The 24,423-nt window shown below is 68.6% G+C and carries 26 protein-coding genes and 1 riboswitch; of the genes, 13 read left to right on the forward strand and 13 right to left on the reverse strand.

All coding sequences use genetic code 11. From position 1 onward, the window contains the following. Nucleotides 1-8 precede the first annotated feature (8 nt). The 7 genes from Q3A80_RS05535 to Q3A80_RS05565 all read right to left on the reverse strand — a co-directional run bounded on the left by Q3A80_RS05535 (nucleotide 9) and on the right by Q3A80_RS05565 (nucleotide 8,352). Nucleotides 9-1,388 (reverse strand): MFS transporter, encoded by a 1,380-nt coding sequence (locus Q3A80_RS05535; protein WP_446328055.1) that lies wholly within the window; start codon nucleotides 1,386-1,388, stop codon nucleotides 9-11. Nucleotides 1,389-1,582: 194 nt separating this feature from the next. Beyond that, the gene (dmpG, locus tag Q3A80_RS05540; RefSeq protein WP_446328056.1) at nucleotides 1,583-2,614 is read right to left on the reverse strand and encodes a 4-hydroxy-2-oxovalerate aldolase; all 1,032 of its coding nucleotides are present in this window, start codon (nucleotides 2,612-2,614) and stop codon (nucleotides 1,583-1,585) included. Between the two features lie 16 nt (nucleotides 2,615-2,630). Next, nucleotides 2,631-3,530 carry an acetaldehyde dehydrogenase (acetylating) gene (locus Q3A80_RS05545; RefSeq protein ID WP_446328057.1) on the reverse strand — a complete coding sequence of 300 codons (900 nt, stop codon included), beginning with the start codon at nucleotides 3,528-3,530 and terminating at the stop codon, nucleotides 2,631-2,633. A 13-nt stretch (nucleotides 3,531-3,543) separates the two neighbouring features. Next, nucleotides 3,544-4,326, reverse strand: a complete 783-nt coding sequence (dmpE, locus tag Q3A80_RS05550) for a 2-oxopent-4-enoate hydratase (protein ID WP_446328058.1) — start codon at nucleotides 4,324-4,326, stop codon at nucleotides 3,544-3,546. A gap of 106 nt (nucleotides 4,327-4,432) precedes the next feature. After that, nucleotides 4,433-5,815 carry a DUF1329 domain-containing protein gene (locus Q3A80_RS05555; RefSeq protein ID WP_446328059.1) on the reverse strand — a complete coding sequence of 461 codons (1,383 nt, stop codon included), beginning with the start codon at nucleotides 5,813-5,815 and terminating at the stop codon, nucleotides 4,433-4,435. A 41-nt stretch (nucleotides 5,816-5,856) separates the two neighbouring features. Continuing rightward, complete coding sequence (locus tag Q3A80_RS05560) at nucleotides 5,857-7,422, reverse strand: DUF1302 domain-containing protein (RefSeq protein ID WP_446328060.1); 1,566 nt, start codon at nucleotides 7,420-7,422, stop codon at nucleotides 5,857-5,859. Nucleotides 7,423-7,572: 150 nt separating this feature from the next. Continuing rightward, the gene (locus tag Q3A80_RS05565) at nucleotides 7,573-8,352 is read right to left on the reverse strand and encodes an SDR family oxidoreductase (RefSeq protein WP_446328061.1); all 780 of its coding nucleotides are present in this window, start codon (nucleotides 8,350-8,352) and stop codon (nucleotides 7,573-7,575) included. 137 nt (nucleotides 8,353-8,489) lie between these two features. On the opposite strand from Q3A80_RS05565, the gene Q3A80_RS05570 reads away from it, so the two are divergent. The 5 genes from Q3A80_RS05570 (at nucleotide 8,490) to Q3A80_RS05590 (ending at nucleotide 12,511) form a co-directional block, all read left to right on the forward strand. Next, nucleotides 8,490-9,326, forward strand: a complete 837-nt coding sequence (locus Q3A80_RS05570) for an alpha/beta fold hydrolase (protein ID WP_446328062.1) — start codon at nucleotides 8,490-8,492, stop codon at nucleotides 9,324-9,326. 62 nt (nucleotides 9,327-9,388) lie between these two features. Beyond that, nucleotides 9,389-10,177, forward strand: coding sequence for an SDR family NAD(P)-dependent oxidoreductase (locus Q3A80_RS05575; protein WP_446328063.1), 789 nt, complete (start codon nucleotides 9,389-9,391; stop codon nucleotides 10,175-10,177). Between the two features lie 38 nt (nucleotides 10,178-10,215). After that, the gene (locus Q3A80_RS05580; protein ID WP_446328064.1) at nucleotides 10,216-10,965 is read left to right on the forward strand and encodes an electron transfer flavoprotein subunit beta/FixA family protein; all 750 of its coding nucleotides are present in this window, start codon (nucleotides 10,216-10,218) and stop codon (nucleotides 10,963-10,965) included. A 16-nt stretch (nucleotides 10,966-10,981) separates the two neighbouring features. Then, on the forward strand, nucleotides 10,982-11,941 hold the full coding sequence (locus Q3A80_RS05585) for an electron transfer flavoprotein subunit alpha/FixB family protein (RefSeq protein ID WP_446328065.1): 960 nt from the start codon (nucleotides 10,982-10,984) through the stop codon (nucleotides 11,939-11,941). A 3-nt stretch (nucleotides 11,942-11,944) separates the two neighbouring features. Continuing rightward, nucleotides 11,945-12,511, forward strand: a complete 567-nt coding sequence (locus tag Q3A80_RS05590; RefSeq protein WP_446328066.1) for an acyltransferase — start codon at nucleotides 11,945-11,947, stop codon at nucleotides 12,509-12,511. On the opposite strand, the gene Q3A80_RS05595 is transcribed toward Q3A80_RS05590, so the two are convergent. Beyond that, nucleotides 12,486-12,899 (reverse strand): hypothetical protein, encoded by a 414-nt coding sequence (locus Q3A80_RS05595; protein ID WP_446328067.1) that lies wholly within the window; start codon nucleotides 12,897-12,899, stop codon nucleotides 12,486-12,488. The genes Q3A80_RS05590 and Q3A80_RS05595 overlap by 26 nt on opposite strands. Nucleotides 12,900-13,036: 137 nt before the next feature. Here Q3A80_RS05595 and Q3A80_RS05600 point away from each other — a divergent pair, with 137 nt between their 5' ends. Then, nucleotides 13,037-13,285 carry a hypothetical protein gene (locus Q3A80_RS05600; RefSeq protein WP_446328068.1) on the forward strand — a complete coding sequence of 83 codons (249 nt, stop codon included), beginning with the start codon at nucleotides 13,037-13,039 and terminating at the stop codon, nucleotides 13,283-13,285. A 12-nt stretch (nucleotides 13,286-13,297) separates the two neighbouring features. On the opposite strand, the gene Q3A80_RS05605 is transcribed toward Q3A80_RS05600, so the two are convergent. Next, nucleotides 13,298-14,461, reverse strand: coding sequence for an MFS transporter (locus tag Q3A80_RS05605; protein WP_446328069.1), 1,164 nt, complete (start codon nucleotides 14,459-14,461; stop codon nucleotides 13,298-13,300). A 334-nt stretch (nucleotides 14,462-14,795) separates the two neighbouring features. On the opposite strand from Q3A80_RS05605, the gene Q3A80_RS05610 reads away from it, so the two are divergent. The 3 genes from Q3A80_RS05610 to Q3A80_RS05620 are packed head-to-tail and all read left to right on the forward strand — an operon-like array spanning nucleotide 14,796 to nucleotide 16,617. Next, nucleotides 14,796-15,440, forward strand: coding sequence for a DUF1326 domain-containing protein (locus tag Q3A80_RS05610; protein WP_446328070.1), 645 nt, complete (start codon nucleotides 14,796-14,798; stop codon nucleotides 15,438-15,440). Beyond that, on the forward strand, nucleotides 15,437-16,228 hold the full coding sequence (locus Q3A80_RS05615; RefSeq protein WP_446328071.1) for a DUF2182 domain-containing protein: 792 nt from the start codon (nucleotides 15,437-15,439) through the stop codon (nucleotides 16,226-16,228). Before Q3A80_RS05610 ends, Q3A80_RS05615 begins: the two co-directional genes overlap by 4 nt. Nucleotides 16,229-16,266: 38 nt before the next feature. After that, the gene (locus tag Q3A80_RS05620) at nucleotides 16,267-16,617 is read left to right on the forward strand and encodes a copper-binding protein (RefSeq protein WP_446328072.1); all 351 of its coding nucleotides are present in this window, start codon (nucleotides 16,267-16,269) and stop codon (nucleotides 16,615-16,617) included. Between the two features lie 186 nt (nucleotides 16,618-16,803). On the opposite strand, the gene Q3A80_RS05625 is transcribed toward Q3A80_RS05620, so the two are convergent. Together Q3A80_RS05625 and Q3A80_RS05630 are read right to left on the reverse strand one after the other, a co-directional pair. Then, nucleotides 16,804-17,214 carry a VOC family protein gene (locus Q3A80_RS05625; RefSeq protein ID WP_446328073.1) on the reverse strand — a complete coding sequence of 137 codons (411 nt, stop codon included), beginning with the start codon at nucleotides 17,212-17,214 and terminating at the stop codon, nucleotides 16,804-16,806. Between the two features lie 63 nt (nucleotides 17,215-17,277). Then, nucleotides 17,278-17,739 (reverse strand): Lrp/AsnC family transcriptional regulator, encoded by a 462-nt coding sequence (locus tag Q3A80_RS05630; protein ID WP_446328074.1) that lies wholly within the window; start codon nucleotides 17,737-17,739, stop codon nucleotides 17,278-17,280. Nucleotides 17,740-17,854: 115 nt separating this feature from the next. Between Q3A80_RS05630 and Q3A80_RS05635 the strand changes: the two genes are divergently transcribed. Continuing rightward, entirely contained in the window at nucleotides 17,855-18,493 is a 639-nt protein-coding gene (locus Q3A80_RS05635) for a LysE/ArgO family amino acid transporter (protein ID WP_446328075.1), read from the forward strand. Between the two features lie 58 nt (nucleotides 18,494-18,551). On the opposite strand, the gene Q3A80_RS05640 is transcribed toward Q3A80_RS05635, so the two are convergent. Together Q3A80_RS05640 and Q3A80_RS05645 are read right to left on the reverse strand one after the other, a co-directional pair. Next, entirely contained in the window at nucleotides 18,552-20,480 is a 1,929-nt protein-coding gene (locus Q3A80_RS05640) for a TonB-dependent receptor domain-containing protein (RefSeq protein WP_446328076.1), read from the reverse strand. Between the two features lie 351 nt (nucleotides 20,481-20,831). Then, nucleotides 20,832-21,023, reverse strand: a riboswitch (cobalamin riboswitch). A 108-nt stretch (nucleotides 21,024-21,131) separates the two neighbouring features. After that, on the reverse strand, nucleotides 21,132-22,172 hold the full coding sequence (locus Q3A80_RS05645; protein WP_446328077.1) for an AraC family transcriptional regulator ligand-binding domain-containing protein: 1,041 nt from the start codon (nucleotides 22,170-22,172) through the stop codon (nucleotides 21,132-21,134). Between the two features lie 170 nt (nucleotides 22,173-22,342). Here Q3A80_RS05645 and Q3A80_RS05650 point away from each other — a divergent pair, with 170 nt between their 5' ends. From Q3A80_RS05650 to Q3A80_RS05660, 3 genes are all read left to right on the forward strand, one after another. Further along, the gene (locus Q3A80_RS05650; protein ID WP_446328078.1) at nucleotides 22,343-22,687 is read left to right on the forward strand and encodes a hypothetical protein; all 345 of its coding nucleotides are present in this window, start codon (nucleotides 22,343-22,345) and stop codon (nucleotides 22,685-22,687) included. Continuing rightward, nucleotides 22,677-23,309 (forward strand): Dabb family protein, encoded by a 633-nt coding sequence (locus tag Q3A80_RS05655; protein ID WP_446328079.1) that lies wholly within the window; start codon nucleotides 22,677-22,679, stop codon nucleotides 23,307-23,309. Before Q3A80_RS05650 ends, Q3A80_RS05655 begins: the two co-directional genes overlap by 11 nt. Nucleotides 23,310-23,389: 80 nt before the next feature. After that, nucleotides 23,390-24,382, forward strand: a complete 993-nt coding sequence (locus tag Q3A80_RS05660; protein ID WP_446328080.1) for an NADP-dependent oxidoreductase — start codon at nucleotides 23,390-23,392, stop codon at nucleotides 24,380-24,382. Nucleotides 24,383-24,423 lie beyond the last annotated feature (41 nt).

A 24,423-nucleotide genomic window follows, 5' to 3' on the forward strand; every position in this document is an offset into this window, starting at 1 on the left:
GCGGGACATCACGCCGACTGCCGCGCGCGCTGCACGCTGACAGCCGACCCCGCCGCACCCGCGAGCTGAACCGCCGCGCCGGCGAACATCGCCGCGCGCAAGCCCGCGGTGCCGCCGTGCGCGATCGCGAACAGCGTGCCGAGCACGGCGATCCCGAGCGTCGCGCCGGCCATCCGCGCGACGTTGACGAGCGCGCTCGCCGTGCCCGAGCGCGCGGCATTCACCGAGCCAACCGCGACGGTCATCAGCGGCCCCGTCGCGATCCCCATTCCGAGCCCCGTCAACGCGAGCCCGATCTCCGCGCCGAGCAGGCCCGGCGACGCAGCGGATGTGCCGATCACCGCGAGCCCGCTCGCGATCACCGCGACGCCGCCGGCCGTCGTCACCCGCGTGCCGACGCGCTCGGACAGCCGCCCCGAACACGGCGACACCACGACGAACACGAGCGCCATCGGCAGCAGCGCGAGGCCGGCGCCGGTCGAATCGAGCCGGCCGATGCTCTGCCACGTCAACGGCAGCAGGAACAGCACGCCATACATCCCGAACGTCATGCCGGTGGTCGCGGCAATCGCGCCGCGAAATGCGCTGAGCCGGAAGATGTCGAGCGGCACGAGCGCGGCGTCGCCATGGCGGCGTTCGATCGCGATGAACGCGACGAGCGAAGCGATCGCGACGCACGCGGCAAGCGCGCTCGCGAGCGGCGACTCGCGGAACACGATCGCCGCATACGCGAGCGTACCGAGCGCGAGCGCGCCCGCGGCCTGCGCACCGCCGTCGAAATGCCGGCCGCGCGGATCGGACGACTCGGGCACGGCCGGCATCGCGAGCAGCATCGCCGCGATGCTCAGCGGCACCACGACGAAGAAAATGCTGCGCCAGCCGAAGTGGCGGATCAGCACGCCGCCGAGCGTCGGGCCGATCGCCATCGCGACGCCGTTGCAAGCGGCCCAGATGCCGAGCGCGCGGCCGCGCTCGACCGGGTCGCGCCACACGACGCGGATGATCGCGAGCGACGCCGGCAGCAGCAGCGCCGCGCCGACACCGGCGAGTGCGCGTGCGCCGATCAGCACCGACACCGACGGCGCGAGCGCGCACAGCAACGAGGCGGCGGTAAACACGGCGGTGCCGGCCATGAAGATGCGGCGGCGGCCGTACAGGTCGGCGAGCAGCCCGCCGGTCAGCAGCAGCACCGCATACGTGAGGTTGTAGCTGTCGACGACCCATTGCAGCGCGCCGACGCCCGCATGGAAATATGCGCCGATCGCGCGCGTCGCGAGATTGACGACGGCCGTGTCGATCTGCGCGACGAGCACGGCGATGCACAGCGTGAACAACGTCACGCTGCGGTGTTTGACGGCGTGGTCGGCGGGTGCTCCGGTCCGGGCCATGGCGACATTCCTCGGCAGACGATCCTGCCACCTTACGCGCCGCCTGCTGCCAACGTGGTGTCAGCAGGCGAGGGCAACACGCGGCGCAAACACCATGCCTGCGCATGCGCCGATCCAATCCTCTTCCGCAAAAGAAAAACGGGGCAGTGCCCCGTATCCCGATCGGCTTCAGCCGAGGCCGAACGGCAGGGCGCTCAGGCCACCACTGCCCGTGCCCGCGCCATCGTCAGCGCCGCATCCTCGATCATGTCCTCCTGTCCGCCGACGAGCCGTTGCCGGCCCAGTTCGACGAGGATGTCGCGCGCCGGAATCCCGTACTTGGCTTCCGCGCGCTTCGCGAACAGCAGGAACGACGAATAGACGCCTGCGTAGCCGAGCGTCAGCGCATCGCGGTCGAGGCGGATCGGCGCGTCCATGATCGGCACGACGAGATCCTCGGCGACATCGGAGATCGCGAACACGTCGACGCCCGTCTCGATCCCCATCCGGTCGCACACCGCGACGAACACTTCCATCGGCGTATTGCCGGCGCCCGCGCCGAGCCCGGCCGCGGCCGCGTCGATCCGGTTCGCGCCGGCGGCGACCGCCGCGACCGAATTCGCGACGCCCATCGCGAGATTGTGGTGGCCGTGGAAGCCGAGTTCCGTCTCGGGTTTCAGCGCCGCGCGCACGGGGCCGATTCGCGCAGTCACGTCGTCGGGCAGCATGTGGCCGGCCGAATCGGTGATGTAGATGCAGTTCGCGCCGTACGACTCCATCAGCTTCGCCTGCACGACGAGCTGCTCGGGCGACGACATGTGCGCCATCATCAGGAATCCGACCGTATCGAGCCCGAGCGTGCGCGCGAGGCCGATATGCTGCTCCGACACGTCGGCTTCGGTGCAGTGCGTCGCGACGCGGATCGTGCCGACGCCGAGTTCGTGCGCCATGCGCAGGTGCTCGACGGTGCCGATGCCGGGCAGCAGCAGCGCCGACACCTTCGCCTGCTTCAGTTCGGGAATCACCGCGCCCAGGTACGCGTCGTCGGTGTGCGCGGGAAAGCCGTAGTTGACCGACGCGCCGCCGAGTCCGTCGCCGTGCGTGACCTCGATCAGCGGCACGCCGGCCGCATCGAGCCCGCGCGCGATGTCGCGCATTTGCTCGAGCGTGATCTGGTGACGCTTCGGATGCATCCCGTCGCGCAGCGACATGTCGTGAACGGTGATCTTCTTGCCTGCAAGTGACATCGTGTGACTCCTCGACTCAAGCGGTGGCGGCCGTCGCGGCCAGCATCTGTTCGGCGAAACGCTCGGCCGTGGCGGCCGCGGCGGCGGTCATGATGTCGAGATTGCCCGCGTACTTCGGCAGGTAGTCGCCGAGCCCCTCGACTTCCATGAACACCGACACGCGGTTGCCGTCGAACACCGGCCCGTTCTTCAGCGTGTAGCCGGGCACGTAGCGCTGCACTTCGTTGACCATCGCATGCACGGACGCGGTGATCGCGTCGACGTCGGGCGGCCCGTCGGTCAGGCAGTGGATCGTGTCGCGCATGATCAGCGGCGGCTCGGCCGGGTTGATCACGATGATCGCCTTGCCCTTGCGGGCGCCGCCCACCTGCTCGATCGCGCCGGAGGTCGTGCGCGTGAACTCGTCGATGTTCTTGCGCGTGCCCGGGCCGACCGAGCGCGACGACACGGTCGCGACGATCTCGCCGTACGCCACCGGCTGCACGCGCGACACCGCGTACACCATCGGGATCGTCGCCTGCCCGCCGCAGGTCACCATGTTCACGTTCATCTGCGCGCTGTCGAGATGTGCGTCGAGGTTCACCGGCGGCACGCAATACGGCCCGATCGCGGCGGGCGTCAGGTCGATCATCTTCACGCCGAGCGCGGTGAGCTTGTCCGAGTTGTCGCGGTGCACGTACGCCGACGTCGCGTCGAACGCGATGCGGATCCCGTCGTCGGCGACGTGCGGCAGCAGCCCGTCGACACCCTTGTCGGTCGTCTTCAGCCCGAATTCGCGCGCGCGGGCGAGGCCGTCGGACGCCGGGTCGACGCCGACCATCCACACCGGTTCGAGCACCGCCGAGCGGCGCAGCTTGACCAGCAGGTCGGTGCCGATGTTGCCCGGCCCGATCACTGCGCATTTGATTTTCTTCATCGGCTTGGTTCCTTTAGATAAAGCGGACGTCGCAGCCGCCGATGCCGGAAATGTGCATCGACAGCGCGTCGCCGGCGGTGACCGGAATCAGTTTCGCGAGCGAGCCGGACAGCACGATCTCGCCGGCCAGCAGCGGCACGTCGTATTCGGCGAGGGTGTTCGCGAGCCACGCGACCGCGTCGGCGGGGTGGCCGAGCGCCGCATCGCCGCGGCCTTGCGCGACGGGCTCGCCGTTCTTCTCGATCGTCATCTCGCACGCGGCGAGGTCGAGCGTGCGCGGGTCGACACGCGCATCGCCGAGCACGTACACGCCGCAGGACGCGTTGTCGGCGACGGTGTCCTCGATGCGGATCGCCCAGTCGCGGATGCGCGAATCGACGATCTCGAAGCACGGCGCGACCGCGGCCGTCGCGGCGAGCACGTCGGTGCGATCGATGCCCGGGCCGCGCAGGTCGCGCGACAGGACGAACGCGATCTCGCCTTCGGCGCGCGGTGCGATCAGCGAGTCGGCGGCGATCGCCGCGCCGGCCGCGTAGTGCATGCCGGACAGCAGGATGCCGAAGTCCGGCTGCCGCACGTTCAGCATGTCCTGCACGGCCTGGCTCGTCACGCCGATCTTCTTGCCGACCACCGATTCGCCGCGCGCGACGCGGCGTTCGATGAAGCGTTGCTGGATCCGGTACGCATCGTCGACGGACAGCTGGCGCGGCCGCCCGGACAGCGGCGCGACCGGCGCGCGGGAGTGCCACGCGGCGTACAGCTCGTCGCCGAGCGCCGCGTGCAAGCGGTTGGACATGGTAGGGCCCTCGAATGGAAAAAGGCCGCCGTCCCGGGCGGCATCGTGCGCCGGAGCAGCGCGCCGGCGCGCGGGGCGCGGCCGTGCCGCGCCGTGTGCTCGGTGCTTAGTTCCCCGAACTGCGGATCGCGTCCGGCGAGAAGTACGCTTCGCTGAACTGCGGGCTGTTGTCGAGTTTCGGCATCGGCCCTTCGTTGGTCAGGCGGTCGGCCATGTATGCGCCCGAGATCAGGTCGTGATAGAACACGACGCCCGGATAGAACACCTTCGCATCGAACGCGTACAGCGTCGTCGCGACGTTGGTGCGCCACAGCTGGCCGCGTGCGTCGTAGTTGTCGGCGAGCAGCGTCATCCACGAATCCTCGTCGATGTACAGCACGCGCTTCGCGTACTGGTGACGGTAGTTGCTCTTCAGCGTCGCCTGCAGCACCCATACGCGATGCAGCTCGTAACGGATGTACGCGGGGTTTTCATGGCCCTTGGTCAGCAGGTCCGCATACTTCACCGAGCTGTCCATCGCCTTGTAGTTGTCGTACGGCACGTAGATCTCGCGCTTGCCGACGATCTTCCAGTCGTAGCGGTCGCCGGGGCCGTTGTACAGGCGGTCGTCGTCGACGGTGCGGAAGCCGCCCGGGCCCTGCGGCTGGTCGTAGCCGTATTCGGGCGCCTGGCGCACGCGCCGCGTGCCGGGGTTGTACATCCACGTGCGCGACGAGTTGTCCGCGCCGGCCTTGTCCCAGTTCGTGAAGCCGACGATCAGCGAGCCGCGGTCGGACAGCGGCAGCTCCGTCGCGTTGCGATAGAACGTGCGGTTGTTCAGGTCGTTCTTCACGTCGTACTTGCCGGAGTTGCGCGGCGAGTAGATGTCGTAGCGCACCTTGCCCCACGCGATGTTGCCGTCCGAGTACACGACCGCCTGATCGTAGGTGGCCTGCTCCGCGCCGATCGCCGACGAGAAGCGCTGGTTCCACAGCAGTTCGGCGGCCGTCTTCGGGATCGGGTACGGCACGGTCGGCGGTGCGTTCGTGATGCCGTTCGCGTCGGACGTCATCGTCGCATCCGGCGCGTACGTGCGGATGTCCTTGTAGACCGAATCCGCATAGCGGAAGTCGCGATGGCTCGGGTAGACGTTGATCTTGAACGTGGCCGGGTAGCGCTTGAACATCGCCTTCTGGCCGTCGGTCAGGTGTTCCGCATACTGCGCCATGTTCTCGGCGGTGATCGTCGCGATCGGCTTCTCGTTCGCGAACGGGTCGGGATAGCGGCTGCCGCGCTTGTACTGCACGTCGGGCGGCGTGCCGAGCCACTTGCCGGACCACTCCGGCACGCCGTTGTCCTTGCTCGCGGCGCGTACCGCGCCCATCGGCGTGAGCGGGCCGTCGAGCGCCTTCAGGTCCTCCGGCGTGACCTTCGGGAACGACGCCGTCGCGACGAGCGCGCACGCGGCCATCACCGACGCGCGCAGGAGGGGGAGACGAGTTCGTTTCATGACAAATCCTCTTCTTGCTGAGTGACGAGCGGCCGGGCCGCTCAGAAGTGGTAGGTCGCCGTGGCGAGCACGTAGTCGCGATCCGACAGCGGACGCGTGACCGGATTGGGCGAACCGAGGAACTTGGCGTAGACGAGCGACAGCTGCAGGTTGCTCAGGCGCGTGAACGTCACGCCCGCCGTCACGCGGTGATCGCCCTGGCCCGTCAGCGAGCCGAGCGCGCCCGCGAGCGGCGACGTGCCGGTCAGGTCGTGCGTGTAGGTCAGCGGCACGTCGAGATCCCAGCCGTTGAACACGTTCTTGTAGCTGAGCGTCCACGCGATCTCCATCGCGAGCGCGTTGCGCGAGTTCGTGAGCGTCGTCGAACCGTCGAGCTCGGAGATGCTGCCCGCGTGCACGTACGTCAGTTCGCCGATCAGCGACTGCGAGTTCGCGAGGAAGCTCGGGCCGATCGAGTAGATGCCCGACAGGTTCGTCTGCAGCACGTTCGCGCGCGTCGATTGCGGGCCGGTCGGCGTGTTGACGAGTACGGCTGCGCCCTGGCGGTACGACACTTCACCGGCGACGTTCACCGGGCCGACCTGCGTCGAGAAGCTCGCGCCGGTCAGCTTGATGTTGCTGAAATACTTCTGCTGGTACTGCAGCGTCGGGAAGTACGTCGTGACGACGCTCGGGTTCATGTCGTTGTAGTGCAGGTGGTACAGGCCGAGTTCCGTATCGCCGAGCACGCGGAACCGCGCGCCGATCCCCCACTGGTGGCGCGCGCTCGGCTTGTCGTCGGCGCCGCGCGGAATGATCATCCCGCCCGGGCCGATGATGAATTGTGCGCCGGGGCCCGTCACGTCGGAGTAGCTCCAGTACGTGCCCGGTGCGGTCAGACGGTTCTGCTGGAACGAGAACTGGTAGTAGCCGAGCAGGCTGAAGTTCGGCGTGATCTGCCATTGCGTCGAGATCTGCGGCACCGGCAGCAGGATGTCCTTCACCTCGGCGCCGGCCATGTACGACTTCGTCGCATCGGCAGGGCCCTGCGCACCCGCGATGTTCGGGAAGAACAGGCTTTCGCCCCATGCGACCACCTGGTCGCCGACCTTCACGTTCAGGCTCGTCGCGCCGAGGCGGAACGTGTTGTACGCATACGCGGCGAGCAGCGTCGTGTGACCGCCGGACCAGTAGCGCGCATCGCTCGTGAAGTTGTTGTACTGGCCCGACTGGTTCACGGTGCCCGGCGCATCGTTGTAGTTCGGGCGGTGATAGGCCTGGTCGTAGAACGTGTTCGCACGGACGAACACGCCCCAGTCGTCGTGCTTGAGGTTCACTTCGCCGAGCAGGCTGACCTGGTTCTCGATCAGCTTGTTCTTCGCGAAGTTGCGATCGCCGTCGTCGCCGTTGATGTTCGCGGGCGTCAGCAGATTGCCGCTCGGCGCACGCGTGCGCATGCCGAGGCCGTAACTGAGCGTGAACGTGTAGTCCAGCGTCGTGTCGGCGCCAAGCTCGATCGTGCTGCCGGCGTGCGCGCAGGGAACGGCGCACGACAGCAGCGCGGCGGCCAGCGTCGACAGCGTGGCGGGGGCCCGCCTGTCGGTACGGCGCGAAATCCGTTGATGCATGGTGTCTCCTCTGGGGTATCGACGACGGTCGACTGTGGTTGTCGTGAGAGGCAGAGTAGGGAGATCGCGGTAGCAGGGAATCGTCAAAATGAACTAGATGACTTCCCTAGGACTGGCAACGATCGAACGCCGCTGCGGGCGCCGTACGCATCATCGCGTTTGCGCCTGCGCCGCCGACAGGAACGCCGGCCGTTCGCCGCCGCCGTCGAGCCGCAGGTTCGCGCCCGACGCGTACGACGCGTCGGGCGACGCGAGGAACAGGCACGCGGATGCGACATCGTCGGGCGTCGCGAGCCGTCCGGCCGGAATCGTCGCGCGGATCGCGTCGAGTGCCGCGTCGTCGCCGTAGTGGCCTTCGGCCGCGGATTCGGTCTGCACGAGGCTCGGGCTGATCGCGCATACGCGCACGCGCGGCGCCCATTCGACTGCGAGCGACGCGACTGCGTTGACGAGCCCGGCCTTCGCGGCGCCGTACGCCGCGGTGCCGGGCGACGGCCGCGATGCGCTCACACTGCCGATGAACAGCATCACGCCGCCGTGCGGCTGCGGCTGCATGATCGCGTTCACGCGCTGCGCGAGCTGCAGCGGCGCGATCAGGTTCAGCCGCACGATCGATTCGGTGAAGCGCGGCGATGCGTCGGCCGCGAGCGCGAACGGCGAACCGCCCGCGTTGTTGACGAGCACGTCGAGGCCGTCGGCCGCGTCGTGGATCGTCGCGAGCAGCGCATCGACCTGCTCGATGTCGCGCAGGTCGGCCGCGACGAACGTGGCCGTGCGGCCGCCGGCCGAAGGCAGCGTGCCGGGCGCGCTGCGTCCGCACACGAACACGCGCGCGCCGGCCGCGAGAAACCGCTCGGCGATGCGCCGCCCGATGCCCTTGGTGCCGCCCGTCACGAGCACCGTGTTGCCGCTGTAGTCGAATCCGTTCATCGTCTGCCTCCGTTTGGTGGCCCGATGATAGGAACAAGCGCGCGCGGCTTCGTAGTCTGAAAGGATGATGCCGGCCGGCGCCGACGGCGCAATCATCGTGGCACGCATCGATCGACCGACGAAGGAGACAACCCGCGATGACGACCCCCACGACGCCGCCGGCCGGCATCTTCACCGACGTACCGGGCGGCCTGCGCCTGCATCATTTCGAAGCGGGCGACGGCCGGCCGGTGGTGTTCATCCACGGCAGCGGCCCGGGCGCCAGCGGTTTCAGCAACTTCAAGCACAACTACCCGGCGTTCGCGGCCGCCGGCCATCGCGCGATCGTCGTCGACCTGCCGGGCTACGGGCAGTCGTCGAAACCGTCCGACGTCGCCTATACGCTCGATTTCTTCGTCGGCGCGCTGCATGCGCAGCTCGCCGCGCTCGGCGTCGGGCCGGCCGTGCTGCTCGGCAACTCGCTCGGCGGCGCGATCGCGCTGAAATACGCGCTCGATTACCCCGAGGAAGTCGACGGGCTGATCATGATGGCGCCGGGCGGCGTCGAGGATCGCGACACCTATTTCCGGATGGAAGGGATCCAGCGGATGGTGAAGCTGTTCACCAATCGCCAGATGAATGACGACACCATGCGCGAGCTGCTGACGCTGCTCGTGCACGATCCGGCGATCGTCACCGACGCGCTCGTCGCCGAGCGGATGACGGTGTGCGTCGAGCAGCCGACCGAGGTGCTGTCGACGATGAGCGTGCCGAACCTGACGGGCGCGCTCGGCGACCTGCGCTGCCCGGTGCTCGGCTTCTGGGGCACGGACGACCGCTTCAATCCGGTCGGCGGCGCGCTGACGTTCCTCGAACGCTGCCGCGATGCGCGCTTCGTGCTGTTGAACCGCTGCGGGCACTGGGTGATGGTCGAGCATGCGGCGTATTTCAACCGGGAATGCATCGATTTCCTCGCTGCGACGAATGCGCGATAACACTGGCTGCCCTTGATGGCCGGCCCGTTCGGGGTCGTTCCGCCTGACTACCTGGAGACGTGATGAAACTCATCGAAGACCTGTTCGACCTGCGCGGCAAGGTGGCCGCGATCACCGGCGGCGCGCGCGGCATCGGCGCGGAAACGGCACGCACGCTGGCCGCGGCCGGCGCGAGCGTCGCGATTCTCGACGTGCTGTCGCAGCCGGCGGAAGCGCTCGTCGACGAGATTCGCGCGCAGGGCGGGCAGGCCGCGTTCTGGTCGCTCGACGTGACGCACGAGGCCGACGTCGCGCGCGTGTTCGGCGAGATCGTCGCGCGCTTCGGGCGCCTCGAAGTGCTCGTGAACAACGCGGGCATCGAAGGTCACAACGTGCCGACGCACGAACTGACGCTCGCGCAATGGCAGCGCGTGCAGGACGTGAACGTCAACGGCGTGTTCCTGTGCACGCGCGCGGCGATTCCGCACATCGACGCGGCAGGCGGCGGCTCGATCGTGAACCTGTCGTCGATGTACGGGATCGTCGGCGGCCCGGACGTGCCCGCGTATCACGCGTCGAAGGCCGCGGTGCGGATGATGGCGAAGGTCGATGCGATGCTGTATGCGGCGAAGAACATCCGCGCGAACTCCGTGCATCCCGGCTATATCCGCACGCCGATGCTCGAGGATGCGTTCCGCCAGATGGGCCAGGATCCGGACCGCGCGTTCGAATACATGCAGACGAACGTGCCGATGGCGAAGATCGGCAGTCCGCGCGACATCGCGGCCGGCATCCTGTATCTCGTGTCGCCGGCCGGGCGCTACGTGACCGGCGCGGAACTCGTGATCGACGGCGGATACACCGCGCGCTGACGCGCCGCGGCAGTCGCAACGAAACAGGAGACACGCAGTTGAAAGTGCTCGTGGCAGTGAAGCGCGTGGCCGACGCGAACGTGAAGGTCGGCGTGAAGTCCGACCGCACCGGCGTCGACATCGCGAACGTGAAGATGTCGATGAACCCGTTCGACGAAATCGCGGTGGAAGAAGCGGTGCGGCTGAAGGAGGCGGGCATCGTGACGGAGGTGGTGGCCGTGTCGGTCGGTGTCGCGCAAGCGCAGGAAACGTTGCGCACGGCGCTGGCGATCGGCGCGGATCGCGCGATCCTCGTCGAAGCGAACGACGCGGTCGAGCCGCTCGGCGTCGCGAAGGTGCTGAATGCGCTGGTCGACAGAGAGCAGCCGCAACTGGTGATCGTCGGCAAGCAGGCGATCGACGACGATTCGAACCAGACGGGCCAGATGCTGGCTGCGCTCGCAGGGCTGCCGCAAGCGACGTTCGCATCGAAGGTCACGATCGCCGACGGCAAGGCCACGGTTGCACGCGAAGTCGACGGCGGCGCGGAAACGCTGTCGCTGACGCTGCCGGCCGTGGTCACGACCGACCTGCGCCTGAACGAGCCGCGCTACGTGACGCTGCCGAACATCATGAAGGCGAAGAAGAAGCCGCTGGAAACGGTGAAGCCCGCCGACCTCGGCGTGGACGTGACGCCGCGCCTGAAGGTGCTCAACGTGAACGAGCCGCCGAAGCGCGCGGCCGGTGTGAAGGTGCCGGACGTGAAGACGCTGGTCGACAAGCTGAAGACCGAAGCCAGGGTGCTGTAACAGGGAGCGGACGGACATGACGATTCTGGTGATTGCAGAGTGCGACGCACCGAAGGAAGCCCCGTTGGGGGGCAACGCGTCGATCAAGCCCGCGACGCTGAACGCGGTCGCAGCGGCGGCGAAGATCGGCGGTGACATCCACGTGCTGGTCGCGGGCCACAACGCGCAAGCGGCGGCCGATGCAGCAGCAAAGATCGCAGGTGTTTCGAAGGTGCTGCTCGCCGACGCGCCGCAACTGGCCGAAGGCCTCGCGGAAAACGTCGAGGCAACCGTGCTGACGATCGCGTCGAACTACTCGCACATCCTCGCGCCGGCGACGGCCTACGGCAAGAACATCGCACCGCGCATCGCCGCGAAGCTGGACGTCGCGCAGATCTCCGAGATCACTGCGGTGGTGGCGGCCGATACGTTCGAGCGCCCGATCTACGCGGGCAACGCGATCGCGACGGTGCAGTCGAGCGATCCGGTCAAGGTGATCACGGTGCGTGCGACGGGTTTCGATCCGGTGGCGGCGCAAGGCGGCAGCGCGTCGATCGACAGGATCGAAGCCGCTGCGGATGCGGGCGTTTCGCGGTTCATCAGCCGCGAGGTGACGAAACTCGATCGCCCCGAACTCACCAGCGCGAACATCGTCGTGTCGGGCGGCCGCGGTCTGGGCAGCGGCGAGAACTTCGCGTTGGTGCTGGAGCCGCTGGCCGACAAGCTGTCGGCAGCGCTCGGCGCATCGCGCGCGGCCGTCGACGCCGGGTACGTGCCGAACGACTATCAGGTCGGCCAGACCGGCAAGATCGTCGCGCCGCAGCTGTACATCGCGGTCGGCATCTCCGGTGCGATCCAGCATCTGGCCGGGATGAAGGATTCGAAGGTGATCGTCGCGATCAACAAGGATCCGGACGCGCCGATCTTCAGTGTGGCCGACTACGGTGTGGTCGGCGACCTGTTCACGCTCGTGCCCGAAGCAGCCGCGGTGCTCTGAGCGATGCCGCTGTTCGAATTCAACGGGATGCGCCCGCGCGTCGATCCGTCCGCATACGTGCATCCGAGCGCGGTCGTGATCGGCGACGTGACGATCGGCGCGCGCTGCTACATCGGTCCGCATGCGAGCCTGCGCGGCGATTTCGGTGCGATCGTCATCGGCGACGGCAGCAACGTGCAAGACGGCTGCGTGCTGCACGTCGGCATCGGCGACACGTGCCGGCTCGGCGTGAACAGCCACGTCGGCCACGGTGCGATCGTGCACGGCGCGACGCTCGAGCCGGACACGCTGATCGGGATGAACGCGGTCGTGATGGACGGCGCGACGATCGGCGCGACCACGATCGTCGCGGCGTGCGCGTTCGTGAAGGCCGGCTACGACGTGCCGCGCGGCGTGCTGCTCGCCGGCGTGCCGGCGCGCGTGGTGCGGCAGCTGAGCGACACGGAGATCGCCGCGAAGGCGAACGGCACGCGGATCTATCAGCAGTTGGCGGCCGATTGCCTGAAGACGCTCAAGGAGATCGACGGCACGCACGCGCCGCGGGTCATTCGTCAGACCACGCGAGCCTGACGGCGAGAAAGCCGTCGCTCGTTGGCATGAACGCTGCAAACCCGCGTTCGGTGAGCGCCGCGCGAAGGCGGCGGGAAAGCGCAGTGCCATGAACGTCGAGTGCCGTGTAGCACGGATGTGACGACTGGCCGCCATGGTGATCTTCGATCGCGTCGAGCATGTGCTCGCCCCAGCTTTCCGGATCGTCGCCGTAGCGGATGAACTTCGTGACGCCGCCTGCATCGCCGGCCATGCGGGTCGTGCGCGATTCGTGCCGGATCCGCTCGACGACCGGATCGTTCGCATCGCTCGTCACGACCCACGTATGCCGGACACCGCCGGCAATTTCACGAATGCGCTCACCGCAGGCCGGATCGACGACGAGCGCGATCCTGTGGGGTTCGGTCATGGCTTTTCTCCGGGTTTATGCGGATGGTGTAGCGCCCGCGTGCATGCCGGCCCGATGGTTCGGGTCCGATGGATTGCCTGATGCGGCGTCGTTGTCATAAGATCGGCGTCAGCTCAGTCCTTCGCCTTCGACGCCGAATGAAAACACCTATACGCCTGCGCGTCGCCATCATCGCCTCGACTTTCGCGTTCTATCACGTGTTCATGCACATCCAGTGGATCATCACGGGTTGCATCGAATCGCGCGGCAGCCGGCATTGCAGCTTCGAAAACACCGCGAATTTCGAAGGGATGATGGATTTCGACCTGCTGCTGACCTGCGCGTGGGTCGCGGGCGCGGTGATGGCGTGGTTCGCCGTCGCACGCGCGCCGAAGAAGCAAGGTTGACCACGCGGCCGCCTAATGCGTGCGCACCGGCGCCGGCCGGTCGTGCAGGATCGCGAGCGACAGCGCCGCCAGCCCGCAGCTCGCGATCAGCATCAGCAACGCCACCTTGCCCGCGTGAACCATCACCCAGCCGCCGACCGACGGAAAGCCGAACGTGCCGATGAAATACGACGCGACGAACCACGTCAGCACGCCGTGCTGCTGCGTGTCCGCGCAGTCGTCGAGCGCCTGCGCCTGGATGACCGGGTACACGAGCCCGTAGCCGGCGCCGAGCAGCACGGCCGCGATCGACTGGAACGACGCGTGCGCAGAAGCGCCGAGCATCGCGAGCGCACCGAGCAGCATCGTCACGAGCAGGCCCTTGGTCGCCGTGGCCGGGCGCGCCATCCGGACCCATCTGCTGAGCAGCCAGCGCACGCTGATTACGGTGAGCGTGTAAAGGCTGAAGAATGTGCCGGCACGCGCTTGCGTGCCTTGCACGAACGACATCTGGAACGTCATCAGCCCCGAAAACACGCAGGTGCCGAGCGCGATCATCGCGATCGGCACGGCCGCGCGCGTGCGCGAGATGGCGGGAAGCTCGCGTACCCAGCGGCCGCCGGACGGCGCGGCGGGCGGGCGCGGAGACTGGCGGCCGAACGCCTCCAGCATCAGCGACGCGAGCACGCACAGCGCGCCGACCGCATAGAGCGTGTCGTCGATCGACCAGTGCAGCAGCCGCATCGCATACGCGGCAAACGCCGGCGACGCACCGATTCCGGTCATCTGAAAGGTTGCCGACCGGAAAAACCACACGTTGCGCTCGGCGCCGCTGGTGCGCTCGGCGAGCGACATCGGCGCGGCGAGGTGAAACGCGCCCCAGCCGAAGCCGACCAGAAAGCCGGACGGCAGGTCGGCGTGCGGCGCGCGCCCGACGAGCGCGAAGCCGACGATGCCGGTGCCGATGCACAGCGACGACAGCGCGGCGATGCGTGCCGTGCCGATCTGTTGCGAGAACCAGCCGACGAACGACAAGCCGGCGAACGTGCCGACCGTCGCCGCGGCCAGTGCGGCGCCGGTATCGAGATCGCTACCGCCGATGGCATGGAAGCGCATCGACAGCAGGAAGGTCGCGCCGTAGCCGCCTGCGGTGAGCAGGGTGCCGACGAGGAACAGCAATGCACTTTGAATGCGCATGACGGGCATCCGGGAGCAGCGTCGACGGCCGGGGCAGTCGTCGATTGCGAGACAGTATGGACCAGGACCGATGCGCGGTGCCCGCATTTGCAGTGACGCGGCAGCGGTCGCGGCCCCGGCCGCACCGGTTCGAACACGCTCGATCGACCGCTGCGTTTCCTGCCGTGCGACGCGCATCGATGCGGCTGCGTGACGGTGCGACGAATTCGTCGGCGCACGGCCGTTGCACGCCGCGTGGAGCCCGGTTTTACCGCGTATCGCGCGTCCTTTGCTTTCCCTGTGCGGTGCACTAGATTCGAAGCATTACGTGCCACCGACCGCGCGAGGTGAAGCCATGACACCGTGGGAGATTCAGGGAACCGAGCTGATCAACTGCAATTGCTCATACGGTTGCCCGTGCCAGTTCAATTCGCTGCCGACGCACGGCCACTGCGAAGCGATGGGTGCGATTTCGATCGACAGCGGTCACTACGGCGACGTGGTGCTCGACGGCGTCCGGATCGCGGTCGTGTTTCAGTGGCCCGGGCCGATTCACGAAGGCCACGGCCGTTGCCAGCCGATCGTCGACGAGCGTGCGAGCCCCGCGCAATGCGAGGCCGTCTTGAAGATCATGACCGGTCAGGATACCGATCCATTCGCGACGATGTTCTCGGTGTTCGCGTCGACGCTCGAACAGGCGTACGAACCGATCTTCGCGAAGATCGAATTCGACGTCGATGTCGATGCGCGGCGCGGCCGGATCAGCGTCGACGGCGTGTTCGACCTCGTCGGCGAACCGATCCGCAATCCGGTGACGGGCGCCGAACATCGCGCGCGGATCGACCTGCCGCACGGCTTCGAATACGAGCTCGCGGAAATCGGTTCGGGCACCAGCCGATCGCGCGGCCACATCGAGCTCGATCTCGAGCGCACCTATGCGCAGTTCGCGCGGTTGCACATGAACAACCACGGGCTGATCCGGCATCGCGCCACGGCATGATCGTCCTCGACGACGTCCTGCGGCGCGAGCGTGTCGTCACGCTGGTCGGCATGGCGGCGCTCGTCGGTGCGTGCGGCGCGTATCTGTGGATGGGCGCCGGCACCGGCATGTCCGCGCGGGACATGACGGCGCTCGCGTTGTTCCCGCATCGGCTCGCCGACGACATGAGCGCGATGGCGCCGTCGCTGGCCACCGTGATCGTGATGTGGTGGGTGATGATGATCGCGATGATGACGCCTGCCGCGGCACCGCTCGTGCTGCTGTACCGCCGCGTGCTGCGGCATCACGGTGTGGACGGATCGGGCGCGGCGCTCACGTCGGCGTTGCTGCTGGCCGGCTATCTGGCCGCGTGGCTCGCGTTCTCGGTGGGCGCGGCCGTGCTGCAGATGCTGCTGCAGCCCGCCGGCCTGATCTCCGGGATGATGTGGTGGTCGAAGAGCGCGACGCTGTCCGCGCTCGTCCTCGCGCTGGCCGGCGTCTATCAGTTTTCTCCGCTGAAACGCGCGTGCCTGCGGCAATGCCGGTCGCCGGTGCGGTTTCTCGCGACCTGCTGGCGCCCGGGTGTCGTCGGCAGTTTCGTGCTCGGCGCGCGTCATGGCGCGTATTGCGTCGGCTGTTGCTGGCTGCTGATGGCGCTGCTGTTCGTCGGCGGCGTGATGAACGTCGTGTGGATCGTCGCGTTGTCGCTGATCGTGCTCGTCGAGAAGGTGCTGCCGGGCGGCGAGCAGGTCGGCCGCGCGCTGGGCGTCGTGCTGATCTCGTGGGCGGTCGCGACGTTGCTGGTGTGACGCGCGCGTTCATCATGCTGCGGCCGGGGAGGGGCTCCATGAAGATCCGCTGCGTTGCAGTCGCCGTGCTCGGCGTGATGGTCGTCGTCATGGCAATGCCGGTGCGCGCGGCCGGCAGCATGTCCGACATGAACAGGGGCGACATGAAGTCGTCCGCGCCGGATGCGGCATTGACCGATGCCGAGGTGAAGCGGATCGACGCCGCGCACGGGACGCTGACGCTGAAACACGGCGCACTCGAGAACGTCGGAATGGGGCCGATGACGATGACGTTCAAGGCCGGCGACCCGGCGATGCTCGACTCGCTGCGCGCGGGCGACAGGGTCAAGGTCCGCATCGAGCGCGTGAACGGCGCGCTGACGGTCGTGAAGCTCGTGAAGCCGCGGTGATACGGTTGCCGCGCGCGCGCCGATCCGCGTCGCAGTCGGCATCCCCTTGCTCGACGCGTCGCCGTCCGTGTCGGCATGGCCCGGGCCGGAACCAGGACGCGTCCGGCGCGAAGACGCTGCCGTCACGCGGCCCGCGGAAGCATGGCGTCCGACGACGACGCCGGATTCGCAAGCGACGATGCCGCGCTAACGCGCGTCGTCACCGGAAACGTCCTCCGGCTGCGTGAAATTCAACTCGACACCATTCCCGGCCGGATCGGCAAAAAAGAGCTGGAGTTGGCGCGTGAGCGGCACGTAGGTGCGCGAGTAGCGGACCTGCGCATCGGCGAGGCGCCGTTCCATGCCCGCGGCGTTCTCGCACGAAAACGCCACATGATCGAACGTATTGACCGCGTGCGACGGCCGCATCTCGCCCGGCCGGGCTTCCGACAGATGAAGGATCGCCTGCGTGCCCGCGTACAGCCAGTAGCCGGCGCTCCGGAACGGCGGCCGATGGCCGGGTTCGAGGCCCACGACATTCACGTAGAAATCGCGCAGCGTCTCGAGCGTCGCCCGATCCGCGCGCAGGTTGTAATGATTGAGTCCGATGACTGACATGGCAGGGTGTCCGGTTCGTGCAGGGTGCGCTTTGCACAGCATCGCGCAGCGCGGGGCGTCCTGTCACCCCCGCATGCCTTTGATCGCCGCGGCGGGACGCGCAAGCCCGCGCGCCGGCAGCGGCGTCGACATCACGATCGACGTGCGCGTTTCGCCGTACAGGTTGATGCGCTCGATCAGTTGCTCGAGGTGCGCCATGCTGACCGCGACGAACCGCATCACGTACGAATCGGCGCCGGTCACGTGATGGCACTCGACCACTTCGGGGATCGTTTCCAGCAGCTTCAGGAATTTCGCCTTCGCCGGCTGCGGCACCGTGATGCCGATCAGCGCGCTCACCGGGTAGCCGGCCGCGGCCGGATTGACGCGCGCCGTATAGCCGTCGATCACGCCGGCCGATTCGAGGCGCTTCACGCGCTCCGTCACCGCCGGCACCGACAGGTGAACCTGGCGCGCCAGTTCCGTGTAGCTGATGCGGCCGTTGGCCTGCAGCAGCGCAAGCATCTTCCAGTCGAGTTCGTCCATCGCGGCGGAGTTTTTAAGGTGAAGCCGCCATTTTTCCTTAAAAACCGGCTTCGGCGGCGGCCGGACTTTCCCTACGATGGCGGTTCGAGTCATCGCATCTCGCAAGGAGCCGGCCATGTTGTTCATCAAGTCCGTCGTGATGGGATTGTCGATCGCGGTGCCGGTCGGCCCGATCGGCATGCTGTGCATCCAGCGCAGCCTGAGCCGCGGTTTTCAGGCGGGCTTCGCGACGGGCATCGGCGCCGCATGCGCGGACGCGCTCTACGGGCTGCTCGGCGCGCTGGGCGTCGCCGGTATCGTCACCGCGTTTCCGGCGCTGACCGTCGCGCTGAAGATCGGCGGCGGCGCATTCCTCGTGTGGCTCGCCGCGAGCATCGCGCGGCAGGCGCCTGCGGCCTCCGCGCCACCGGGCGGCTTGCCGCGCACGACCGTGCTGCGCGATTTCCTGACGACGTTCGGCCTCACGCTGTCGAACCCGATGACGATCCTGTCGTTCGTCGGTATCTTCGCGGCGCTCGGGCCGCTGGCGGGCACGGAGGCCGGCGCGATGGGCCCGACCGTGGCGTTGATGGTCGCCGGCGTGTTTCTGGGTTCCGCGATGTGGTGGCTGTGCCTGAGCAGCGCGAGCGCCGCGTTGCGCACGAGGATGTCGCTGACGTTCATGCACCGGTTGTCGCGCGTATCGGCCGTCGTGATTGCCGGGTTCGGCGCGATCCAGATGGTCGCCGGCGTGCGCAGCGCGGTCGGAGCCTGATGCGCACGTGACGCATCGACGCCCGCGACCGTGGGCGCCGATAGGCCGGCGGCGCGCGTCAGAACGTGTAGCTGACCTTGCCGAACGCGGTGCGGCCGAGCGTGTTGTAGCCGTATGCGGTCATGTACTGACGGTCGAACAGGTTCGACAGCGACGCGGACACCGTCAGATGCGCGTTGATCCGGTACGACGCGCGCAGGTTGACGGTCAGATACGACGGCAGATAGGTCGCGTTGGCCGGGTCGTCGAACGTCGTGCCGCCGTAGGTCAACGACGCGCCGGTGCTCAGCGCGTGCAGCTTCAGCTCGTCCCATGTGTGGTCGACGTTCACGCTGACGGTCTGCCGCGGCCGGCGGTTCAGCCAGCCGTCGTTGGTTTCGTCCTGTGGATTCAGAATCCCGATCGCGACGCTGACGGGCGTCGAGCGGCCGATCGTGCCCTTGTACGACAGGTCGATCCCGCGGATATGCGCGCGGCCGATGTTGACCGGCGAGAACGTCGCGGGGTTGTACGCGATCAGGTTGCTCACGCGCGTGTCGTAGATCGCGGCGCTGAAGGTGCCGTACGCGGTGTTCGCGTCGAGCGCGGCCTCGACCGTATTGCTGCGCTCGGGATTCAGGTCCGGATTGCCGTAACCGGGGTAGTAGAGGTCGTTGAACGACGGCAGGCGGAACGCGTTGCCGTACGACACACGTGCCGCATACGCCGGCGTGATCGCCCAGGACAGTGCCGCGTTGCCGGTGTTCACGGCTTTGCCCGCGATGATCTCGTGGCGGCCCGCGACGAACATCGTCACGCTGCCGAGCGTGGCCGACTGATGCAGCGAGAATGCGGAATCGTTGCGGGTCGGCACGCCGTCCGGCACGTCGACCGGCAGGAACGCCTGCTCGCGCGTGAAGTCGTACGCGAGCTTCGTCTCGCCCGACAGCGGCAGGCCGAACAGGTGGAAGCCATGTTCCTGGTGCGTGAGCGACGTCGACGTGCTGATGCGCTGCGAGTCGATCTGGTCGGTCGCGATGGCCGGATCGTTCGCATACAGGAACTGACGGTCGTTCGCATAACCGACCGACTGGTCGAATTGCGTGTCGGGCGTGATGTCGAGATGGAACGCGATGCCGGTCGTCAGTTGATGATCGAGCTCGCGGTTCGCGAAGCCCGCGTTGTCGAACGACAGGTCGGAGCGGTGGTACAGCGCGAACGTCGAGATCGACCAGTTGTCGCGCGCATAGCCGAGCCGCGCGTCGAGGTCCTGCGCGTGATACGGGTTGCGGCCGTTCTCGTGGTACGGCAACACGGGCCGCGTCGAATCGATGCCGGCCGTGTTGTAGTCGTGCAGCCCGAGCGCGTACGTGAGGCCGCCGAGGGCGGCGAGCGGCCCCGTCGACGGCACGGTGCCCGACGTGCGCAGCTGCGTGTCGAAGGTCTTGTTCGAGCCGCCGCCGAACGACACGGTGGTCTGGTTCGGCTGGCCGGCCGCGCGGCGCGTGAACAGCTGCACGACGCCGCCCATCGCGTTCGCGCCGAACGAGGCGGCGGCCGGCCCCGAAATCACCTCGACGCGCTCGAACGCGTCGGTCGGCAGGTCGGCCCACGGCGCGACGCCGGTGGTCGGCGAACCGATCCGGATCCCGTCGATGAAGGCCGCGACCTGGCTGGCCGACGAGCCGCGGATGCTGACCGACGCGGACGAGCCCGGGCCGCCGTTCTGCGACACGGTCACGCCCGGCAGCGTCGCGAGCGCCTGCGTGATGCTCGGGTCGCTCGGCGACAGGCGGTCGAGATCGGCACGCGTGAGCACCTGCGTCGTCGCATAGCGCTGGTCGAACGACTCGGGCAGGTGCCGCGTGTCGGTCACGGTGATCGTCGGCAGGTCGGTGGCGTCCGCGGGCTGCGGCGGCTGCGCGAGCGCCGCGTCGCCGGCGGCATGCGCGAGCGGGGACAGCAGCGCCGTGGCGGCGGACGTGGCGAGAAGGTGGCGAAGGTTCATGGGGCAGCGAAACGTGATCGTGTTGCGGGTACGGCGAGCGTATGCGGGGCGCGGTGCGGCCCGTGCGGGTTCGTCGGGCGGGTCATCGCGCGGCCGGGCAGTGCGGGCGAGCGCGGCGCGTGTCGTCGTCGCACGTGCGGCACTCGCCGGGCACAGCCGGCGGCGCGGCGCGGCACACGGGCGCGGCCCGGCCGCGCATGCGGGCGGCGTGGCGGCGCGATGCTTCCGGCGGGGAAGCGGATCCGGCAAGTACGGACATCGGAAGGGTCCTGAGGTCGGGCCGTCCATGCAACGGGGCGCCCGCCAAAGGCGGTGCCTGGCGCGCCGGGACACCCCGCCCGGTGCGGCTGCTTGGACCTCGGGTCGATGGCAGGTCTCCTGGCTCGCGGGTCGTTATGCGCGCCGGCCTTCCCGGTCTCCCAGTGGCATGCGGTGGCGCGGATTCGCCGCTTACAGTTGCGGGGGCAGCCGCAGATTCGAGGCATGGCCTCCCTGCGTTCCCTTTTGATCCCGTCTCCGGGAACCATCAGCGCGCAAGCGTAATGGCGAGCGCTTGCGGGCGTCAATTGCCCGGCAGCGCGCGGTGCGAAAAAACGTCAGTGTTCGCGGGACGCTTTCCGGAACCGTGCTTTTGCGTATGCGGGCCCCGATTCACGTCGGACGAAGCGGGGCGGCACCACCGCCGTTGCGCCGGAACCGGCTTGGCGCGACGCCCGTCCACCGCACGAACGCGCGCCGAAATGCTTCCTCGCCGCCGAATCCCAGATGCGCGGCGATCCGCGCGACCGGCCAGTCGGATTCGCGCAGGCAGCGCCGCGCGACGTCGGCGAGGCACTGCTCGCGCAACAGGTGATAGCCGCTGCGTTCGGCGGCCAGCCGCCGCCGCAACGTCGCTGCGCTGACGCCGAGCCACGCGGCCAGCTCCGCGAGCGCGGGCAGCGCCTGCTCGCGCGCGAGCGCCGCGTCGAGAAAGCCGCGCACCTGCTGCGTCCACGACACGACGGCCGGCGCCGCATCGATCAGACGAAACGGGAAATCGACGAGGAACGCGGCCAGTTCGCCCGGCTGGCGCACCACGCGAGCATCGAGCCGTGCCGCGTCGAACGCGAAGCCGTAGGTAGCGCGGCCCACGTCGACCGGCGCGTTGAACAGCCCGAGCAGCGGCATCGCGTCGTCGCGGCGCGGATGGGCCAGCCACACGTCGTGCGGCCGCAGCGGCTGCCCGATCAACCAGCCGAACAGCTGCAGATAGCAGAACAGGCCCGTCAGGTCGACGAGGCATGCGGCCGGGCTGCGCGTACGGCGCAGCGAATCCATCCGGAACGCCGCCTGCCCGTCGCGCACCGTCAGCGACAGCGCGCCGGCGCGCGGCGTCAGCATCGCGCAGAACTCGGCCGCGCAGCGGATCGCGTCGGCGAGCGTCGCGCAGCTGAGCAGGCAGCGGCACATCAGGTCGACTTCCTGCTTGCGCATCGGCGGATGGCCGTTGCCGCGCGCGACCTGCGCCTCGAGCCGCTCGATCGCGTCGCGATACAGCGCGACGAAGCCGTCGCGCGTCGGCATTGCCGACGGCGCGGCCGAGGTCCCGCGCGATTGCTCCGGCAGCGCGCCGCTGCGCGTCAGCTCGTCGAGCAGGCGGGCGCCGAGGCCCGGTAGTACGCGCCCGCGGGCCGGCATTGCGTGCTGTTTCATGTGTGTTCCGTTTTGAACGCGATGACAGGGGCCGATGAGCGCGCCGGTAGGGGTTGGCCGCGCGCCGCCACGCAAGAATGCTATCCACGCCGGCCGCATCCGGCCTCGCCGGAACGGCGTAGGCGGCCGGTTTCGCATTCCGCCACGAAGCCTCGGAGACGACCCGCGAAATGATCCAGATCGTAGACGAAATCACCGTCGCGCCCGAGCGCATTCCCGACGTGCTCGCGCTGCTGCGCGACCGCTATCTGCCGGGCCATGCCGCCCGCGGACTGACCGCTGCGGGCTGCTGGGTGTCGCCGCCCGTCGCGGTGCCGGGGCAGCCGAGCACGTTGTGGCTGATCTGGCAGGTTGCCGATGCGCCGTCGTACTACCGGATGCGTGCGCTGACCGACGCCGACGCGGTCGCATTCTGGATCGCCGTCGATGCGTTGTGCGACGCCCGCCGCCGCCATGTGATGACCGGCGCCGACACGCCGCTGCCCGCACCGATGGAGGCCGACCATGCGGCATGACACGGCCCAGATCCAGGTTTCGGCGAACGGCGCTGTCGCCGCGCTCGAACGTGCGTTGCGCGACGCCGCGCATGCGCTGCCCGGCGTGTCACGCGTGGCGCTCGCACGCAATCTCGAAGGCTGCTGGGGCGCGGGCGATTACACGCTCGACGTGCTGCGCGACGAACGGGCGACCGGCCGCGCGACGGATTTCACGGCGCTTGCGCGCGTGCCGGGCGTCGTGCGGATCGACGGCGCCGCCTGTGACGCGATCGGCGGCGGCCTGCGCGAGCCGGCGCTGCGCGACGGCGTGTGGCGCACGCTGATGCTGCGGGTGCGGCCGACGGCCAGCGAAGCGCAGGTACGCGAGCTCGAGCGCGAGCTGCTACGCATGCCTGCGTTCATGCCCGGCATCCGCAACTGGCGGTTGAGCCGGATCGTGACGCCCGGCGCGTGGACGCATGTATGGCAGCAGGAGTTCGCGCACGTCGGCGATCTGCTCGGCGAATACCTGCTGCATCCGTATCACTGGGGCTGGGTCGACCGCCGTTTCGACGCCGAAAGCCCCGACTGGACCGTCGACGCGATTTCGCACGCGTTCTGTCCGCTCGCATCGAGCCTGCTGGCCGACACGGCGGCGTGACGCGTCACGCGTAACGCGCGCCGGCCGACCGGCCCCGGCCGGCGTGCAAACCGATTTCCAATCATCCGGAGACACAAGCAATGCGAGCCTTGCTGATCGACCGCGTCGGCCATTCCGACGCGCTGCGCGTGGCCGACGTTCCCACGCCGAAGCCGGGCCCCGGCGACGTGCTGATTCGCGTCGCGTACGCGGGCGTGAATCCCGCCGACTGGAAATGCCGCGAAGGCTATCTCGGCGCGTTCATGCAGATGACGTTTCCGTTCGTGATCGGCTTCGACGCGGCCGGGGTGGTCGAGGCGGTCGGCGACGGCGTCGACGGATTCGCACCGGGGATGCGCGTGTTCGCGCAGACCGACGTCGGCGCAGGGCGCTGGGGCGCGTATGCGGAATACGTCGCGGTGCGTCACGACTCGGTCGTGCGGCTGCCGGAGGCGGTCGGCTTCGCGGAAGCGGCCGCCACGCCGACACCCGCGCTCGCCGCATGGGCCGGCCTGTTCGACGACGGCGGCCTGGGCGCCGGGCAGACCGTACTCGTGCACGGCGGCGCGGGCGCGGTCGGCACGTTCGCGATCCAGCTTGCCGCGCAAGCCGGCGCGCGCGTCGCGGCCACGTGCTCGGCGCGCAACCTTGACACCGTCGAGTCGCTCGGCGCGGCGACGAGCATCGACTATCGCGCGCAGGACATCGCGGCCGCGGTGAACGCGTGGGCACCCGGCGGCGTCGACCTCGTGCTCGACGCGGTCGGCGGCGACACGCTGCCCGCCGCACTCGACCTGCTCGCGCCCGGCGGCACGCTCGCGAACATCATGACGCTCGCGCCCGGCGACGCGCAGCGGCTGGCCGCGACGGCAGCGGAAGCCGAGCGGCGCGGGCTGCGCACCGCGATGACCTACAGCCGGATGCCGAGCGGCGCCACGCTCGCATCGATCGCCGACCGGCTCGGCCGGCGTGCGCTGCGCGTGCCGCGCTTCGACAGTTTTCCGCTGGAACAGGCGGCGCGCGCACTCGACCTCGTTCAAACGGGCGACGCGAAAACGAAGTTCGTGCTGCACGTTGCGGATATCGCGGGCTGACGCCGAACGGTCCGCACGGAACCCCACCTTCACCGGAGACA

The organism is Burkholderia sp. SR8 (genome assembly GCF_052851275.1).